Source organism: Leptospira adleri, from assembly GCF_002811985.1.
In the GTDB taxonomy this organism is placed as follows: Bacteria; Spirochaetota; Leptospiria; order Leptospirales; family Leptospiraceae; genus Leptospira; species Leptospira adleri.
In genome coordinates this window covers 1-17,952 of record NZ_NPDU01000054.1, presented here as the reverse complement: position 1 = coordinate 17,952, position 17,952 = coordinate 1, and the positions used below count along the sequence as shown (strand labels likewise).

The following is a 17,952-nucleotide window of genomic DNA, read 5'->3' as shown; positions in this document are numbered from 1 at the left end:
AGGAACGGTTACTTCAGAAGCTGGAGAACCGTTTGCGGTTTCATATTGGCCTGAGCCAGCATTGCGGTAGCAGCCTGAGTTAGGATCTGGTAACGCGTAAAGCTGGTCATTTGCTCAGCCATATCGGTGTCACGGATTCTGGATTCCGCAGCTTGGATATTCTCATAAGCGTTCATGAGACCCTTAGCGGCGTGTTCCAGACGGTTGTAATACGCACCTAAGTCCGCTCTCTGTTTAGAGATGGAACGAAGCGCATCGTCAGCCAATCCGATCACCGAGTTAGCCTTGCCGGCAGTAGAAAGAGAAATAAACGTCAAAACGGTCGGGTTTCTAAGACCCAATGCCGCCGTATTCATCGTTTCAATGTAAACTCTTTCTCTCTGGTGCATGTTTGCACCCATGTGAAACCACATACTCGCAGTCGGATTCAACCTTGCGAAAGCTCCGGTAAGGAGTTTCATTTTGTTGAATTCGGCTTGAGAAGCGATCCGGTCGATCTCATCGACCAACTGGGAAACTTCCACTTGGATCTGTTGTCTGTCTTCTTCGGTATAAATACCGTTCGCAGCCTGAACAGCCAATACGCGGATCCTTTGAACGATCTCATGAGTTTCCTGGAGATATCCTTCAGTAGTCTGGATTAGAGACATACCATCTTCAGTGTTCATTTCCGCTCTTCTGAGACCCAGAATCTGAGTTCTCATTTTTTCGGACACTGCAAGACCGGAAGCGTCGTCACCTGCACGGTTGATTCTCATTCCGGAGGACAACTTCTCGATGTCCTTTCCCATGTTTTCGCTGTTGAACTTCAATGTTCTGTGCGCGAAAATGGCACTGATATTATGGTTGATAATCATTCGGTTCCTCCTTGAATCCGATTCCCTAAACTAGGGGTAATGATTTTTCAAAGGTCTTCCTTGACCTTTTCAAAGAATCAATCGACCCTTCCGTGAAATCCGATAACGCACTTTTTTAGAAGATTATAAGATAAAAAACGTCTTCCTTTTTTAGTTTTGCTATGTCCCCTGAAACACGGACTCATAAGAAGGCCTTTCAGCAAAGAATAGATGGCGCAAACGAGCATCGAAGACTCACAATAAAGTTGCGAACTCACGTAGAATTTCTTACCGGAAGCTGAACGGTTGTATTGGTTTCAGTTTTTTGTGGCGGAAAACCAATCTTAGAACGATTTTTTTTTGATTCTTTACCGGAATCCGTTTTTAAAGATGGTATTCGAACGGAGTTTTCATGTTAGAAAAGATCTATTTAGCGAACCCTAGAGGATTTTGCGCCGGTGTGAAGTATGCGATTTCTTACGTGGAGCAGGTTCAGGCGAACGCCGCGGAACAGATCTACGTCCGCAAAGAAATCGTCCACAACAGAAGAGTTGTGGAAGACATGAAAAAAAGAGGAATTCTATTTATCAACGACCTCGAGGAAGCTCCGGACGGAGCGACGGTGGTATTCTCAGCGCACGGTGTCGCGCCTTCCGTTGTGGAAGCCGCAAAAAATCGAGGAATGAAAATCGGAGACGCGACTTGTCCGCTCGTTACCCGAGTCCATCGTAAGGCGAGAAGAATCAAAGATACGCACCAGATCATCTATATAGGACACGAAGGACACGACGAAGCCATAGGAACGATGGGAGAAGCGGAAATGTTTCTAGTGGAATCTCCGGAAGACGTGATACGGCTTAAAGACAAGATAGATTCTCAAAAACCACTGACCTATCTGATGCAGACCACATTGTCAGTCGCCGACACAAGAAACGTGGTGGAACAGATTGCAAAAACCTTTCCCTTCGTGGAACATCCTGCCAAAGATGATATTTGTTATGCGACGACCGAAAGACAGGAAGCGGTGTCCGAGATGATGGGAAACATCGACGCAATGCTCGTCATAGGAGCCGATAACAGCTCCAACTCTTTGAGGCTTTTGCAACTTGCTCAAAAATCAAAACCCCATTCTTTCAAAGTGACCGGGGCCGACGATCTTTCCAAAGAGTATATTCAAAATAACGAAATTAAGGTTTTAGGATTGACTGCGGGTGCTTCCACACCTCAGGTTCTCGTGGACGAAATTATTTCCAAGTTAAAAACATTTTACCCCGATGCGGTCGTAGATTTATTTCCCGGATCAAGGGAAGATTCTATGAATTTCAAACTTCCGACCAATCTCCTCACGTAAACAAAATCGATTCATTAAGTGACATAGCGAATTTTTCACTTTTCTCCTTAAATTTTCTTGTGCCTTAAGGGGTGAAATTCTTATAAAAAACGAGAATTTTAGTATTTTTTACTTTGCGAATATACATTCCTTAAGAGTGAGAAAAGAAAAGTATTGATCTTTTTATAACTTTATAGAAGTTTACGGGCCGTGGAACGCGACCTAAAAAACTTTGAGTTTTCGCAAGAACTTTACGAGATTCTGGTAAATCAGATTTCGGATTCCATCTTGGTAACGGAAGCTGCTCTAGATTTTCCAGGTCCAAAAATTATTTTTGCTAATCCGGCATTTTGTAAAATGACCGGATACAAGTTGCAGGAGTTGATCGGGGAAACTCCCCGCATTTTACAAGGGCCTCTTACGAACCGAAAGCTGATTGGAGATCTCAAACGCGCTCTGAAAGCGGGCGAAGACTTTTCGGGAGATACAATCAATTACAAAAAGGATGGGAGTTCCTACAACGTAGAATGGCATATTTCCGCAATCCGGGACGGGGAAGGAAAAATACTCTATTATATTTCTATCCAAAGAGACATTACTGAAAAAGTTAAAAAGGGAGAATTCGCGACTAGACGCCTTCGTCTAGAAATGGGCATAACCGCCGCTACACAGATTCTTCTCTCCACTTCGACCGAGCTAAAAATTCTTAAATACGCGATGGAACAATTTCTGGTCTTTGTCGATTCGGAAAGGCTTTATCTTTTTAAGAACACCGAAAGTCAGGACGAGGCCGAACTCCTAGTGGAGGTGGCGGATCCATCCGTAGAATCGACAAAAACCCCTCTTACAAAACTGATCTCGTATTCTAAAAACCACAGCCGTTGGAAAAAAATATTTTCCTCGGGCGGATATATCCAAGGGACCGATCAGGAATTTCCCGAGCCGGAAAGAATTTTTTTCGAAGAAAGGCAAATCAAATCGATCACTCTGATTCCTCTTTTTGTGTCCAACGAATGGTTCGGCTTTGCCGGATTCGAGAATTTTAAGACCGCTCAAGTGGTAAAAGAGGAGATTTTTACGATCCGAACCTTTATCGATCTGATCAGCGTCTTTTTGGAAAGAAAAAATATATTAGAAGAATTGAAAATTCATAGGGAAAAGTTAGAAGTTCTCGTCCAAGAAAGAACCGAAGAATTGATTTTGCAAAAGGAAAAGGCTGAAAAAGCCAGCAAAACAAAATCGGAATTTTTAGCGAATATGAGTCACGAATTGAGAACTCCATTAAACTCGATCATCGGATTTTCGAGGTTGATGCAATTACCGGACGAAATGGAAAAAGAAAACAAATACAAGGATTTGATCTTTCATTCCGGAGTTCACCTTCTCAATATTATCAACGATATCTTGGACGTTTCGAGAATCGAAGCCGGCAAGTTGGTTTTAAATCGTTCCGAGTTTGATCTTAAGAATCTAATCTCCACCTCGATCGAAATCATTCTCGGGGACGCAATCACCAAAAAGATAAGAATTTCTTTCGAAGTTTTTCCGGAATCGGAGGAATTTGAAATGAACGGGGATCCGAAGCGGATTCGACAAATTCTCTTGAATTTGATCGGTAATTCGATTAAGTTTACAAGACCGCCCGGAGAGGTTTTAGTCGGTTTAAAAAAACTGGATTCTCAATTTGAGATTACGGTTTCCGATACGGGGATCGGAATCGCCGACTCCGAGCTTTCAAAGATCTTCGATACATTCTATCAGATCAAGGGTGAAAACCAAGGCGAGTTTGAAGGAAGCGGACTCGGACTTCCGATCGTTAAGAAGATCGTCGACGCTCATTCCGGGTCTATAAGGGTAGAAAGTAGTTTAGGGATCGGCACCACTTTTTCCATTCTTCTTCCCAAAGAAACTCCAAATCTTGCCCCTATCGGCTTGGAAAGTCTTCCTGCGAATTCTAATATTCAAAAAATGGAGAGTCCCGAAGTCGTCTATCCGGAGGAGATTAAGTCTTCTTTGATTTTAATCGCGATTCGGGATAGAATTTTTGATTCCGCGATAGAACGCTATTTCACGATTCATTCGCAGAAGTTCCTATCCCTCCTTTCTCCTGAAGATTTTTCAACAATCGCGCAAAAAAGCCTCGATTCTCACATAGTTTTACTATATGATACACACCTCCTCCTGGAGGACATCGGGATTGTGAAGGTTTTACGTACTTGGTTGATGGAAGAACCTAAGAACAGAGACCTCGTTCTTTTAGATACGGCGGATATCCCGCTTCCCTTTCGGGAAGATTTGCTTCCATTTTTTCCGGATTATACGATTCAGAATCCTTTCTCTTTAGAGAAATTGAAATCGATCTTATTTGAAATTCAAAAGGAGAGAACATTTGGAAACAGAGTTGAAAAAGAAGACGTCGCTTCATAGTATTCCGAACGATCCCGTTCTGATCATTGAAGATAAACAGGAGAACAGCATTCTTCTGGAAAGTCTTTGCGACGAAATTGGCGTTAAACACGAGTTAGCCGCCAATGGAGCCGAAGCTCTTCGGATGATCGAAAATCAAAATTACTCTCTTTATATTCTGGATCTGATGATGCCGGTGATGGACGGAGCTTCGTTTCTGGTAAAACTCAAAGAAACACATCCGAACGCAGTCGTTTTGGTTCAAACCGCAATCGATCGCTCCGAAAAAATCATAGAGATTATGAAACTCGGCGTTTTTGATTATATCCTGAAGCCGATTTACCCGGACGTTTTTATCAGAACGCTTCAGAAAGCCCTCAACTATTGCCATTTAAAAAAGATGGAAGAGAATTTGGCGGAGATTGAGAGCCAAAAACTTCGAAGTCAATTGGAATGGCTTACTTACAAAGAAACCATCCGCAAGTCTGACAGCGAATCCTTTGAAAAGACTTCCATCTACAGTTTGAAAACCTCCCTTTCGCAAGGGAGCGGGATCGGCGCTATGACGAGTCTTTTGGACATGGTCGATTCGGTGAAAATTCCAGACGGAAATCAGTACAAAATCGATAAGGAGATTTTAGATCTTCTCCTTACCAACAATCGAATTACGAAGAATATGCTCCTAGGTCTGGAAAAACTTCTAAACCTGATCGACAAAGAATTGGACCCTTCCGTAATTTCTACGAACGAAATTCTGGAACAGATCAGAGAGCTTCCGGAAGAATTAAAAGCATTTCTGATTACCAAAAAAATTACGGTCAATCTTCCCATCTTAAAAAGGGAATATAAGGTAAAAGTAAATCTATCCTTTTTGAAACTCGCTTTGGAGGAACTTTTCCTCAATGCGTATAAATATTCGTCGACGAACGCTCCCATCGATATATTCGCAAACATAAACCAAGGATACTTTTGTATCACTTTTAAAAATCGAGTGAACGTACGGCCTTACGGAGGAATTCCTGAAAGGTTCGAACAACTTGTGATTCAGCCCTTTTTTAGAATTTATCCTCCGGATGAAAACGTTTCCCACCTTGAAAAATTCGGTCTCGGTTTGGGACTTACGGCCGTGGACCATATCGTCAGAAAACACAGCGGACTCTTTTTTATCCACAACGCAAACGATCACACATCCGAAGACATCAGTCTTTGTGTACTCGCAGAAATATTTTTACCATTGGTTCAATAAGGAGATTGGAATGAAACGAATTCTCATCGTCGACGATTCCGCGGTTTTTAGGAAGATCTTAAATCTTCATCTTAGTAGCAATTCAGAATTTCAGATCGTCGAAGCGGTAGATGGAAAAGACGGGTTGGATAAATTACAAAATGATAAAGTGGATCTTATCGTCAGCGATATGAATATGCCGAACATGGACGGTATTACCTTTGTGAAAGAGATCAAAAAGGATCCCAAAAATAAATTTACTCCTATCATCATGCTGACCACTGAATCCCAAGAAGAGGTCAAAACGGAAGGTCTTGCCGCCGGGGCAAGGGCTTGGCTTACGAAACCGTTTTCGCCGGAAGAACTCGTCCAAACGATTCATAAATTACTACCGTAATATTTATGGCTTTCCAATTTAAAAAAGAATCCGTAGTATTTCGGTCCGATAACGCCCAGGTTACGGGTTTGAAAATATGGATCGAGGGAGAACTTACGATCTACGACGCGCTGGAACTCAAGGGAAACTTCGACGAAATCTTCAAGCAATCGAATTTTATATTGGAAATCGATCTCTCCAAAATTTCAAAGTTGGACACGTCTTGTCTTCAAATCCTTTTGGCTCTAAAAAAGGAAGCGAGAAGAAAGGAATTTACGATTCGTTTTATCAATCATAGCCACGCGGTTTTAAAACTTATCGATCTCTACGGTTTAACCGGTTTTTTACGGGATAAGATCAAACTGCAGAAAGAAGACCTAAAGGAATTTTCGTTTCAATACGGAATGGGTAAGGATTGAAGATGGACTTATCCGAAGTTCGGGACACGTTTGTTTCAGAGTCGTTGGAACTCATTTCATCGATGGAATCGAATCTTCTTGTATTGGAAAAGGATCTGAAGAATTCGGAATGTATTCATTCCGTCTTTCGGGCGATTCATACGATCAAGGGGACTTCCGGAATGTTCGGATACGAGCCGATCGAAAAATTCACTCACGAAGTGGAAACACTTTTGGATCGGATTCGTTCCGGAAAACAAAATCTTACGAAAGAAGGAATCGAGTTTCTTTTTCTGGCCTGTGATCATATACGAAATATGGTCGAGAACGTGGGAGATACTTTGGTTCTGGATTCCAAATCTTCCAGAAAACAAGCCGAACTCACGTCTCTTGCAAAAAAATTACTTTCCGGAGCTTCTTCGAATTCGACGTCGACAACGCAGGATGAAACAAAGGATTCTTCCGGCGATTCTTTTGAAAGCAAGAATTCGAGAACGCCCTCTCAATCCGCTTACTGGCAGATAACTCTTCTTCCGAATCTTCACCTTTTCGAATCGGGAATGGATACTTATACCTTCTTGAAATATCTTTCGCAATCGGGAAAGATCAAACATCTTTATATCTATCCGGAATCGATACCGGCTTGGTCCGACTTCAATCCGGAACATTCTTATCTCGCTTTTGAAATTTCATACGAATCCGCCTCGAACGGCGAAGAAATTCATTCCACTCTCGAATTTTTGAAAGAAGGAAGTTATCTTAAGATTCTTCCTCCCGGCTGCGATCTTGAACTCTTCGAAGAAAATTGTAACGACTTTCCGTTTGGAAAAGACGCATACTTGAACGCTCTCGAAATTCAGAAATCTTTGGATGCGGATGAAATCCGGATTTTAAAAGACGGCTTTCCTGCTTCGAAAGTTACTTCGGACTTTTCAACGGATGCTTCCGTATCTAAGGAGAATGGAAAAGAATCGGAAGCCCTTCGAATGCAGACCAAAACTTTGAGAGTGGATTCTTCCAAGATCGATACTCTGATCAGCCTCGTAGGAGAATTGATCACTCAAGAAGCCAATCTCAGCCGGAAGATCATCGATTCCGAAGATACACAATTGATAGAAAGTTCAGAAACTCTTTATCGACTTGTGAGTGAAATCCGCGAATTCGCGCTGAGTCTGCGCATGGTTCCGATCGCCGATCTTTTCGAGAAATACAAACGTGTTGTTCGCGATCTATCCAAAGAATTGAACAAACAAGTTGAACTTGAAATTTTCGGCGGTGAAACCGAGCTCGATCGTTCGGTGATTGAAAAGATCGCCGACCCCATGGTTCATATCCTCCGGAACGCACTCGATCACGGGATCGAAACTTCGGAAGAAAGAATTAAAAAAGGAAAGCCTCCCGCGGGCAAACTTCGAATCCAGGCGAGCCACGGAACCGGAAGCATTCTCATCTCGATCACGGACGATGGAAAGGGATTGGACGCCGAAAGAATCGTAAGCAAAGCGATCTCGAAGGGCTTGATCGGAAAGGATCAAATTCTTACCGAATCCGAAATTTATTCCCTTATATTTCAACCCGGTTTTTCCACCGTGGAACAGGTTACGAATCTTTCGGGGCGCGGAGTGGGAATGGACGTCGTCTTGAGAAACATCGAATCCCTTCGGGGTTCGGTGCAGATCCAGTCCACCAAGGATCAAGGGAGTTCCTTTTTGATTCGTTTGCCTCTTACGCTCGCTATCATCGACGGTTTTTTAGTGAAGGCTTCCGGTTCGAACTTTATCGTACCGATGCAACTGGTTCGCGAAACCGTCGAATCCAGAGCGGATCTGGACGATTCTTCTTCGGGAACCATGAATTTGAGAAACGAACTCGTTCCGGTTCTTCACCTTTCCCGTTTTCTTTCGATCGGTTCCGATCAATCAGTAAAAGAGAATATAGTAATATTGGAATATGAAGACAGGACTTTCGGAATCGTCGTCAACGAGCTTCACGGAGAAGTTCAATCCGTAATCCGACCCATGGCGGAAATTTTTAAAAACGTGAAGTGTTTTAGCGGCACTTCCATTTTAGGAAGCGGTGAGATTGCATTTATTTTAGATGTTCCCGGTTTGTACAACCTGGTCAGAGATCAGGAAATTGTGAGAAGCAAGGAAGCTTCCGTTCATTAGAGAGTATTTTAGATTTTTTGAATTTGGAGAAATAAAATGTTTCGAAAAAGCTTAGGAATTTTTATCGGGCTGGCAATCGTTTTAAACGGACTTCTATTCTTATCCGCTCAGAACTTCTATTCGCCGACCTCCCCCGCTGGAACCGCAAACGATCGTCTTTCCGGAATTCTTCCTTCGATAAACGAATCCCTAATCGGAACGGAACAGGCGGTTGCCGAATTTTCGTTTCACTTTGCGGTCGGCAAGGATCGAGAGATTCTTTCTTCCGATTTGAAGGAAGTGGAAGCAAGTTTGAAAAAGTTGAAAAATTTTCTCTCCGCCTCCAAACAATCCGAAAATCCCGAGGTTAAAAAATTCGAAAAGAGCGTCTCCGCTCTCTTTTCTGCCGCCGGAGAATTTAAGGAGAAGATTGCGGCTTCGTCCGATCTCAAAAACGATTTTTCGGATCTTTCCAAAATCGATTTCTATTCAGAGCTCTCCCGATTTAGAAAAGTGAGAGGCGAATTTTTAGCCCAATCCTTAAAAGAAACCGAAACCGCCGCTTCGACTGATATAAGTGGAAATAACTTTTTAACAACGATACTCGCTTATTTGATCATTTCGGCCGTCTTATTAGGTCTTTTTTATTGGTTCAATCAATCCGGACAGGGTGTTATGAAAACCTTTGAACAGGAATATTTAAGAATGAGAACCGCCGTCGATAACGTCACTACCAATCTGATGATGGCCGATTCGAACTTGAATATCGTCTTTATGAATAAGGCGATTCGATCCATGTTCGGCGCGGTGGAATCCGACATCAAAAGACAACTCGCCAACTTCAATCTCAGCAATTTGATGGGAACGAATATCGATTCATTCCATAAAAATCCCGCGCATCAAAGAGAATTGCTCGGAAGATTCACGGAAACTTTCCGTTCCTCGATCGAAATCGGCGGAAGACAATTTGATCTGATTGCAAATCCGATCATCGACTCGAAAGGAACAAGACTCGGCTCCGTTGTGGAATGGTCGGACGTAACCGAACAAAATAAAATCATTTCACAAAGAAGGATCGAAAACGAAGAGTTAACCAGAGTTAAGGTCGCCTTAGACAACGTAACCACCAACATCATGATGGCCGACGCAAACTTGAACATCGTTTACATGAACAAGTCGATCCGACACATGTTCACTCGCGCCGAATCCGATATCAAAAAGCAATTGGGAAATTTCAATCTGTCCAGTTTGATGGGAACGAATATCGATTCTTTCCACAAGAATCCTGCGCATCAAAGAGGACTTCTCGGAAAAATGACCGAGGCCTTCCGTTCCTCGATCGAAATCGGAGGAAGACAATTTGATCTGATCGCAAATCCGATTATCGACGAAAAAGGCGCGAGACTCGGTTCGGTCGTAGAATGGGCGGACGTTACGGAGCAGAATAAAATCGCGGCGCAAAGGGAAATTGAGAACGAAGAACTCACGCGCGTAAAAGTGGCTCTGGACAGTACGACGACTAATATCATGATCGCGGATACGGATTTTAACATTCGTTACATGAACAAGGCCGTGATCGAGATGTTCCAGAATGGAGAAAGCGATATTAAGAAGCAGTTTGCTCAGTTCAATTTGAAAAGTTTAATCGGCTCTAGTATCGATAATTTTCATAAGAATCCCGCTCACCAAAGGGGTCTTTTGAGTAATTTCACCGGAGTCCATCGTGCTTCGATTAAAATAGGGGTAAGATCTTTCGATCTGATCGCCAATCCGATTATTGACTCGAACGGTAAACGTCTGGGTTCGGTCGTAGAATGGTCGGACGTGACGAACGCTTTGATCGTTCAAGAGGAAGTTGAGAGAATCGTAAGCGCCGCGGCCCATGGAGATTTTGGTACTCGTATCTCTTTGGATTCGAAGACCGGATTCTTTTTAAACCTAAGTCAATCGATCAATCAGCTTTTGGAAGTGAGTAACGTAGGACTCAACGAAGTTGTGGACGCTTTGGAAAGGATCTCCGCAGGTAATCTCACTCAAAAAATCACGAACGAGTATCACGGCACTTTCGGAAGACTCAAAGAATATTCGAACACAACGATGGATAAATTGAACGAGATCATCGGAGACATCATCATCCGGTCCTCCAGTTTGGTAACCTCTGCGACCGAAGTTTCCTCCACCGCGAATTCGCTCAGTCAGGGAGCGTCCGAACAAGCGGCGAGCGTGGAAGAAACCACCTCTTCTCTGGAACAGATGACTGCTTCCATCGATCAAAACGCGCAAAACTCGCGTCAGACGGAACAGATATCTTCCAAGTCTTCCAAGGATGCGGAGGAAGGAGGAACTTCCGTAATTGAAACCGTGAAAGCGATGAAACAAATCGCCGAAAAAATCAGTATCATCGAGGATATCGCCTATCAGACAAATCTGCTTGCGTTGAACGCAGCGATCGAAGCGGCAAGAGCCGGAGATCACGGAAAAGGATTTGCCGTCGTCGCTTCGGAAGTCCGCAAACTTGCTGAGCGAAGTCAAAAATCGGCGAATGAGATCAGCAGTCTCGCAGGAAACAGCGTTGCAATCGCGGAAAGAGCGGGAGAATTGATTTCCCAGATCGTTCCTTCGATTCGAAAGACCGCAGACTTGGTGCAAGAGATCACTGCCGCGAGCGACGAACAAGCGGCCGGAGTTTCCGAGATCAACAAAGCGATGGGACAATTGGATCAGGTTTCGCAGCAGAACGCTTCCGCTTCAGAAGAATTGGCGGCAATTTCGGAAGAGATGAATTCTCAAGCGGAACAACTCAGGGAATCCGTTCTTTTCTTTAAGATCGTGGACGGGGAAAACAAAAGGTCGATGAACGGAGGACTGACTCCCAGAAACACGCCTACTCCTTCCGTAGCGGCGCGTAAAACGGTTCTGCCCGTAAAAAAAGAAGTTTTACCAAAACCGAAATCGGATAACACGGGAATGTCTCCCGCCGATAAGTTTGAGAAATATTGAGCCGGAGTGAAAGTATGAGCGCGATGGAGGACAATCAATTTCTCACCTTTTATCTCGGGGAAGAATGTTATGGAATTGGAATATTACATATCAAAGAGATAATTGAGTATTCCGGTTTGACGAACGTTCCGTTGATGCCCGAATTCATTCCCGGCGTGATCAATCTTCGGGGAAACGTAGTTCCGGTCGTGGATCTCAAGCATAAGTTTTTTAAACAGAAGATAGAACCGGATCGTAAGACCTGCGTGATCATCGTGGAACTTCAGACTTCCAAAAACGGAGAAAAAAAGGAAAGAACCGATTTGGGAATTCTCGTAGAATCCGTAAACGAAGTCGTATCCATTGCGGCTTCCGATATCGAACCGGCTCCCACTTTCGGTTCCCGTATTAAGGTGGATTTTATTCTCGGAATGGCGCGTCAAGAGGACGGATTTATCATCATTCTGAATACGGAGAAAATCCTAAACTTAGACGAGTTGACGTCTTTGGAAGAGAATCAAAACGCAGAGGCGCTTGTAGAAAATACATGATGGAACCGGATATCGTTCGGGATTTATTTCTTCAACCTGGCGGATTTTGCTGGGGGCAAAAGAATTTAAGGATCAGAACATTGCTCGGGTCCTGCGTTTCTGTTTGTTTCTGGAACCCAGTTCAACTTACGGGAGGAATGGCGCACGTGATGCTGCCAAATCGTCCTCCCGGTGAAGCAAGTCCGGACCTAAACGCAAAGTATGCGGACGACGCTATTCAATTATTTTTTGATAAGATTCAAGAAACGGGCAACAGATACGGTCAGTTTCAAATCAAACTTTTTGGAGGAGCGTCCATGTTTTCGACGGAGGAGGAAAAACTCTTAGAAATCAAATCCGTTCGGGATATAGGAATGAAAAACATCCACTCGGTGAAAGAGATTCTCGCGAAAAATCATCTTCCGGTAGCTTCCGAGGATTTGGGCGGATTTTCTCATCGAAGAGTTTTCTTTTCTTTATGGGACGGCGAAATTTATATTGAAAGGCCTAAAGCGTCATGATCCAAGTTTTTATCGTAGACGACTCGGCGGTTGTTCGTCAAGTCCTGACTCAAATTCTTACCAAAGATCCGGATATCGAGATCATCGGTTTCGCCTCGGATCCGATTTTTGCCGCGGAGAAATTATCAACGATGTGGCCCGACGTTTTTATTTTGGACGTCGAGATGCCGCGTATGGACGGAATTTCGTTTTTAAAGAAGATCATGTCGGAAAGACCGACGCCTGTGATCATCTGTTCCTCGTTAGCCGAAAAAGAATCCGAAACTGCGATGCTGGCGATGAAACTGGGTGCGATTGATATCATAGAAAAGCCGAAGTTAGGCGTAAAAAATTTCATAGAAGAATCCGAAATTCTTTTTACCGATTCCATCAAAGCCGCCGCCAAAGCAAGGATGAGGTTTCACTCTTCCAAAGATTCTCCGTCCACTCTTCCGGATTCAAAGCCGATCAAAGCCGATTTTTCTAAAATTAGTACCACGGATAAATTGATTGCAATCGGGACCTCCACCGGCGGAACACAAGCGCTCGAATTCATTCTTACAAAACTAAACGTCCACTGTCCCGGAATCGTAATCGTGCAACACATGCCGGAAAAATTTACGGAAGCGTTTGCCAATCGTTTGGATTCGATTTGTGAAATCCAAGTAAAAGAAGCAAAGGACGGAGATCCTGTAAAAGAAGGTTCTGCCTACATTGCTCCCGGCAACAGACACATGGAGATTTATCTAAGCGGGGCTCAATTTCGAATTCGAATCGTGGACGGACCTTTGTTCAATCGCCACAGACCTTCGGTCGATATTCTTTTCAATTCGGTGGCTCAAGTTGCGGGAAGAAACGCAAAAGGAATCATTCTAACAGGAATGGGAAGCGACGGAGCAAACGGTCTTTTAAAGATGAAGCAGCACGGAGCCTCCACGATCGCACAGGACGAGGCGACGTGTGTGGTTTTCGGAATGCCGAAAGAAGCGATATTAAGAGGAGCCGCCGATACAATTCTCCCACTTTCCAAAATCGTGGGAGAAGTTCAGCGTTTTTGAATTTTCCAACGCGAAGGAAGCTCCGCGTTGGTGTGGTGGCGCGGCCTTAGATCAAACTCAAGGTCACCTTTTTCTTTCTGTCGGCGATCTCTTGATCGGTTTCGATGTGAATCACTTCGTCCGGAACGATCTTGAAGATCGTCTGACCTTTCGATATGATCTTTCCGTCGCTGTCGCTTAATAAAATTTCTTTCACGGTTCCGCTGAACGGCGCGGAAATCTTATTAAACATCTTCATAACTTCCACGATAAAAAGAGGCTGTCCCGCTTTGAAATGATCTCCGACTTGAACCATCGGAGGAAGATCCGGGGCTTCTTTCGAATAGAACATCCCACCCATAGGAGCCACGATTTCATCCGAGCTTGCCTTCGGAGGAGGAGCCAAAAACTTAATAAAAGCGTCTCTTGTATCTGCTTTCTTAAATTCTTCCGGAAGAATCGCTTCCAGCTTTTCGTCCACGCTTAGGTTGTAAAAACCGGAATTCAAACCCGCGGAAGGAAGAAGTTTGATCAGTTCGAGTCCGATTTGAAATCCATTGTGTGATTGGATCACTTGCGAAACGATAGAAGAGTCGACTCCTTTCAAAGTTTTTCCGTCATTCAAACTTGTTACTAGCTCGATCGAATCGGCCGCAATCCCAGTTTTCTTGGACAAGTCCTGATAAAAAGAAATCGCCTTTTGCAGAATTTCGTTGTCGTGATCCCAGATCTGCTCGGATGGAGGCTGAGTCGGATCCGCTTCCATGTTGAGATAATGATAGAGATCGGCCAAAATAAAAATCGGATTACGGAGCCATTCTATCTTGTTGCCCGCGATCTTCCAGGAATGACCGAGATGAAATCCGATAAAACCGGCGACTAAGTGTGCGTCCTTCGCGATCGCCTCGATCGGTCTTGTGATTAGAGTGAGTTTACGGCTCAGAACTTTTTTTGCTTCCACGGGAGCTTCTGAAATCGTCTTTTTCCAAGCGATCTCCAAGTCCACGTCCTTTATCAGGCTTTCCAAGGCCCCAACACCCGCGAGATAAGAAATCATAAACGCGGTGGAAGGTTTGAACATCGCATCCTTTCCGAGGATCCAGTTGATCAATCCGTAATGAACTAAGAGATTTGTCTGAAGATCGTGACCTCTGAGTTCGGTTCTTCTTAGAATATTTCCGAGACGTTTTAGATTGTCTTCTCTGCTTTCTCCATGGGTGATCAAAAGAGCGATGTTTGAATCGTAAGCGCCGGCCACTTTATAATGTACGAATAGACCCATGTCCGGGTTACGGATGCTGATCCCTTGATCGTCGCGAATTTCTTCGGGAAGAGGTTTGGACCAACCCATGATCACGCCGCCTGCGTGCGGCTGGATCGCTTTGTTTGTCGCGTTGATGCGCACTTCCGCGCCGGAAGGATATCTTAGAATTCTTTCCGGTTTTTGAAGTCTTTTTCCGTGCAAAGAAAGAAGAGCCATCGCTTCGATCAGGCTATCCACGATAAAAAACTCGTTCGTATTTTCAGGATTTTTAAACTTCAAAGAATAGACCATCTCGGTGACTCTGTGTTCCACCTGGATCCGAGTGTTAACTTCCATGAAGAAGTGATTGGTCCCTTCCACGATCGATTCGAATGTGGAAACGCTGTTGAGTTTGACCGCTGCGCCAAAACGTTCGGACTGTTCTTCCATTTCGCGAAGAACTTTCAAGTCGCCTTTTAACACTTCCGCTTTTTTAGGATGGGTGCTCGCACAAGCCGCGATTTCTTTTTCGAGAAGTTCTTGCGTGAGGGAAATCTCAAGAAGTTTTTGTTCGTGCATCTGCACGGAACAATCCCTTCCACCGAGAGCGAGACACCATTCTCCGTTACCGATCAATTGGATTTCGTTGTGTCTCGTGTTCTCGATGTTTAATTCGATGAGGAAGTTTTTGTTGGTTCCGGGAGCGGTTACTTTCGATTCGGAAAGAATTTCTTGAACCGCGCCTTTGACCTCTTCCATCTTGGAAACGACCCTTTGTCCTTTTCCGCCGCCGCCGCCGATGTATTTAAAACGAATTCGATTTTTGGAATATTTTTCCCAAATCTTCTTACATTCTTTTTCGGCTTCTACCTGGAGATCGGCGATGCTCACGAGTTCTATTATTTTAGAATATCCTAATTCGAGTAAATTTTCCGCATTTGCATCGAGAGGAACGGAAGAATCAAAAGTAAAATCGATCCCCTTCTCCTTTGCAAATTTTTCCAAAGCCTTTGCATCCGGCGCTTTTGCAAGAAGTGCGAGAGAAGAAATATTATCCACGCCGGGAGTTACGGAAACTTCCAGTTTTCTCGCGATCTTTTTCGCGGCGTCTTTGGAACCGGCTTGGTCCGCAACGTAGGAAGCGGGACCCATAAAAACGATTCCGCTTTTTTCGATCGCGGAAATGAATTCGGAATCTTCCGCCATAAAACCGTAACCGGCAAAGATATGAGTATATTTGTTATCTTTAGCGATGGAAATGATCTGTTGGATTCTCTCCAATTTTTCCGCATTCCCCGCGCCCATATAATCCGGAACTCGGTGAATGTTGTGAGGAAAACGAAAACCTCTGAGTTCCGGAGCGAGAGCCATCGGATAGACTACTGAATCTTTTTCGGAAAGAAGAATTCCGTATTCTCTGATTCCGATCGAATCGAAAATTTCCATGGCTTCTTTTCGAACCGGTCCCCTACAAACGATCAAACACTTGATCGACTCCAAGGAAAAAGAACGGATCCAAGGCGAATTGGACTGATGAAATTGAATGCGATTGTTTTGAAAGTCGATCATGTCGATTACTCAAACTCCCTTTGAGGTCCGGACAACGGCGCCGGTTTATAATGTCGGATTAAATAATCCAGGTTTTGAAAGAGAATATTTCTGGTGGTACCCGGAAGAACGATTCTGGAAACCGAACCGAGAGAAAGGGCTTCTTTTGGATTCATCAGTTCTCTTTCGTACTGTGTGGAAAGGGTCTGAAGTTTTTTGTCCCGAACTACGATCGCTTCTTTTTCGGACATTCCCTTCTTTACATTTTCCTGATATTCTCTGTGGATCGCGGAAACGTCGTCTTTGTAGACGTAGTCTTTTCCGGCGGGCCCCATCACGGCGATTCTTGCAGTAGGAAGCGCAAATACCATGTCGGCTCCCACGTGATACGAGTTGAAACAAGCGTAGGCGCCGCCGAATGCGTTCCGTATAATCAATGTTAGCCGCGGTGTGCGGATATCGATGATGGAATCCAAAAGTTTTCTTCCTTCGAGAACGATTCCATTTTGTTCCTGTTCTTTTCCGGGTAAGAATCCGGTCGTATCTTCCAAGAAAACGATCGGGATGTTATAGAGATTGCAAAAACGAATGAAACGGGTTCCCTTTCTTGCCGCGTTGATATCAATCTGTCCCGAAGAAACGGCGGAGTTGTTTGCGACGAACGCGACGACGTGGCCTCCGATTCTTCCGAAAGCGGTGACTAAGTTTCTGGATCTCTGCGGCTGGATTTCAAAATACTGACCGTGATCGCAGATGTTCTGCAGATAAAGGGTAATATCGAACGGAGTGTTCATCCCCGTAGGAGAGTTAAAGGTCTTTTTGAAAAGAATTTCCTCTTCGTATATAAAACGATCGGTCGGATCCGAGGTAGGATGAAACGGAGCAAAGGAATGGTTGTTGTCCGGAAGATAGGATAACAAACGAAGCGCAGTTCTAAGCGATCCCAGCTCATCTCCCGTTACGATGTCCACCACTCCGCTTTGTCCGTGAACCTTAGGTCCCCCGAGATCGTCAGCGGAAATGTCCTCGCCGAGAACTGACTTTACGACGCCGGGTCCGGTCAATCCGAAGAATGTGTTTTCACATTGGATCATAAACGATCCCTGACGAGGAAGATATGCGCCACCGCCCGCGTTGAAGCCGAACATGAGCATCAAACTCGGAACAACTCCGCTGATTTTTCGAAGCGCTGTAAAAGCCTCGCTGTAACCGTCAAGTCCGCCGACCCCCGCAGGAACGTAAGCTCCCGCAGAATCGTTCATTCCGATGAGAGGAATTCCGTGTTCGCCCGCCATGTAGATGAGCCGAGCGAGTTTGCTTCCGTTGGTCGCGTCCATCGAACCGGCACGCAGTGTAAAGTCGTGTCCGTAGATTGCGACGTCTCTTCCGTTGATGTT

At 44.4% G+C, this 17,952-nt stretch carries 13 protein-coding genes; 10 read left to right on the top strand and 3 right to left on the bottom strand.

The genetic code is table 11. The features are described from left to right. Positions 1-8 precede the first annotated feature (8 nt). On the bottom strand, positions 9-857 hold the full coding sequence (locus tag CH376_RS17370) for a flagellin N-terminal helical domain-containing protein (protein ID WP_002176528.1): 849 nt from the start codon (positions 855-857) through the stop codon (positions 9-11). 391 nt (positions 858-1,248) lie between these two features. On the opposite strand from CH376_RS17370, the gene ispH reads away from it, so the two are divergent. The 10 genes from ispH to CH376_RS17320 all read left to right on the top strand — a co-directional run bounded on the left by ispH (position 1,249) and on the right by CH376_RS17320 (position 13,785). Further along, positions 1,249-2,187 (top strand): 4-hydroxy-3-methylbut-2-enyl diphosphate reductase, encoded by a 939-nt coding sequence (ispH, locus tag CH376_RS17365; protein WP_100783698.1) that lies wholly within the window; start codon positions 1,249-1,251, stop codon positions 2,185-2,187. A 189-nt stretch (positions 2,188-2,376) separates the two neighbouring features. Next, the gene (locus tag CH376_RS17360; protein ID WP_100783699.1) at positions 2,377-4,593 is read left to right on the top strand and encodes a PAS domain-containing sensor histidine kinase; all 2,217 of its coding nucleotides are present in this window, start codon (positions 2,377-2,379) and stop codon (positions 4,591-4,593) included. Continuing rightward, positions 4,556-5,818 (top strand): response regulator, encoded by a 1,263-nt coding sequence (locus CH376_RS17355; protein ID WP_100783700.1) that lies wholly within the window; start codon positions 4,556-4,558, stop codon positions 5,816-5,818. The genes CH376_RS17360 and CH376_RS17355 overlap by 38 nt, the downstream gene beginning before the upstream one ends. A gap of 10 nt (positions 5,819-5,828) precedes the next feature. Then, positions 5,829-6,194, top strand: coding sequence for a response regulator (locus CH376_RS17350; RefSeq protein WP_100783701.1), 366 nt, complete (start codon positions 5,829-5,831; stop codon positions 6,192-6,194). Between the two features lie 5 nt (positions 6,195-6,199). Next, positions 6,200-6,592, top strand: a complete 393-nt coding sequence (locus CH376_RS17345) for an STAS domain-containing protein (RefSeq protein WP_100783702.1) — start codon at positions 6,200-6,202, stop codon at positions 6,590-6,592. A gap of 2 nt (positions 6,593-6,594) precedes the next feature. Next, positions 6,595-8,739, top strand: coding sequence for a chemotaxis protein CheA (locus CH376_RS17340; RefSeq protein WP_100783703.1), 2,145 nt, complete (start codon positions 6,595-6,597; stop codon positions 8,737-8,739). A gap of 36 nt (positions 8,740-8,775) precedes the next feature. Next, a complete protein-coding gene (locus tag CH376_RS17335; RefSeq protein WP_100783704.1) occupies positions 8,776-11,718 on the top strand; it encodes a methyl-accepting chemotaxis protein in 2,943 nt (980 codons plus the stop codon). Between the two features lie 14 nt (positions 11,719-11,732). After that, positions 11,733-12,248, top strand: a complete 516-nt coding sequence (locus tag CH376_RS17330) for a chemotaxis protein CheW (RefSeq protein ID WP_100783705.1) — start codon at positions 11,733-11,735, stop codon at positions 12,246-12,248. Beyond that, positions 12,245-12,748, top strand: a complete 504-nt coding sequence (locus CH376_RS17325) for a chemotaxis protein CheD (RefSeq protein WP_100783706.1) — start codon at positions 12,245-12,247, stop codon at positions 12,746-12,748. The genes CH376_RS17330 and CH376_RS17325 overlap by 4 nt, the downstream gene beginning before the upstream one ends. Continuing rightward, on the top strand, positions 12,745-13,785 hold the full coding sequence (locus CH376_RS17320) for a protein-glutamate methylesterase/protein-glutamine glutaminase (RefSeq protein ID WP_100783707.1): 1,041 nt from the start codon (positions 12,745-12,747) through the stop codon (positions 13,783-13,785). Before CH376_RS17325 ends, CH376_RS17320 begins: the two co-directional genes overlap by 4 nt. Positions 13,786-13,831: 46 nt before the next feature. Here the strand turns inward: CH376_RS17320 and CH376_RS17315 are convergent, their stop codons facing one another. Both CH376_RS17315 and CH376_RS17310 read right to left on the bottom strand, forming a co-directional pair. After that, positions 13,832-16,576 (bottom strand): ATP-binding protein, encoded by a 2,745-nt coding sequence (locus CH376_RS17315; protein ID WP_100783708.1) that lies wholly within the window; start codon positions 16,574-16,576, stop codon positions 13,832-13,834. 5 nt (positions 16,577-16,581) lie between these two features. After that, positions 16,582-17,952, bottom strand: a 1,371-nt coding sequence (locus CH376_RS17310) for an acyl-CoA carboxylase subunit beta (RefSeq protein ID WP_100788254.1), incomplete at its 5' end; no start/stop codon positions are given.

Coding starts and splice junctions, on each gene's coding strand:
- ispH (WP_100783698.1), top strand. CDS start 1,249: ATGTTAGAAAAGATCTATTTAGCGAACCCTAGAGGATTTTGCGCCGGT.
- CH376_RS17315 (WP_100783708.1), bottom strand. CDS start 16,576: ATGATCGACTTTCAAAACAATCGCATTCAATTTCATCAGTCCAATTCG.
- CH376_RS17320 (WP_100783707.1), top strand. CDS start 12,745: ATGATCCAAGTTTTTATCGTAGACGACTCGGCGGTTGTTCGTCAAGTC.
- CH376_RS17335 (WP_100783704.1), top strand. CDS start 8,776: ATGTTTCGAAAAAGCTTAGGAATTTTTATCGGGCTGGCAATCGTTTTA.
- CH376_RS17370 (WP_002176528.1), bottom strand. CDS start 857: ATGATTATCAACCATAATATCAGTGCCATTTTCGCGCACAGAACATTG.
- CH376_RS17345 (WP_100783702.1), top strand. CDS start 6,200: ATGGCTTTCCAATTTAAAAAAGAATCCGTAGTATTTCGGTCCGATAAC.
- CH376_RS17340 (WP_100783703.1), top strand. CDS start 6,595: ATGGACTTATCCGAAGTTCGGGACACGTTTGTTTCAGAGTCGTTGGAA.
- CH376_RS17350 (WP_100783701.1), top strand. CDS start 5,829: ATGAAACGAATTCTCATCGTCGACGATTCCGCGGTTTTTAGGAAGATC.
- CH376_RS17330 (WP_100783705.1), top strand. CDS start 11,733: ATGAGCGCGATGGAGGACAATCAATTTCTCACCTTTTATCTCGGGGAA.
- CH376_RS17325 (WP_100783706.1), top strand. CDS start 12,245: ATGATGGAACCGGATATCGTTCGGGATTTATTTCTTCAACCTGGCGGA.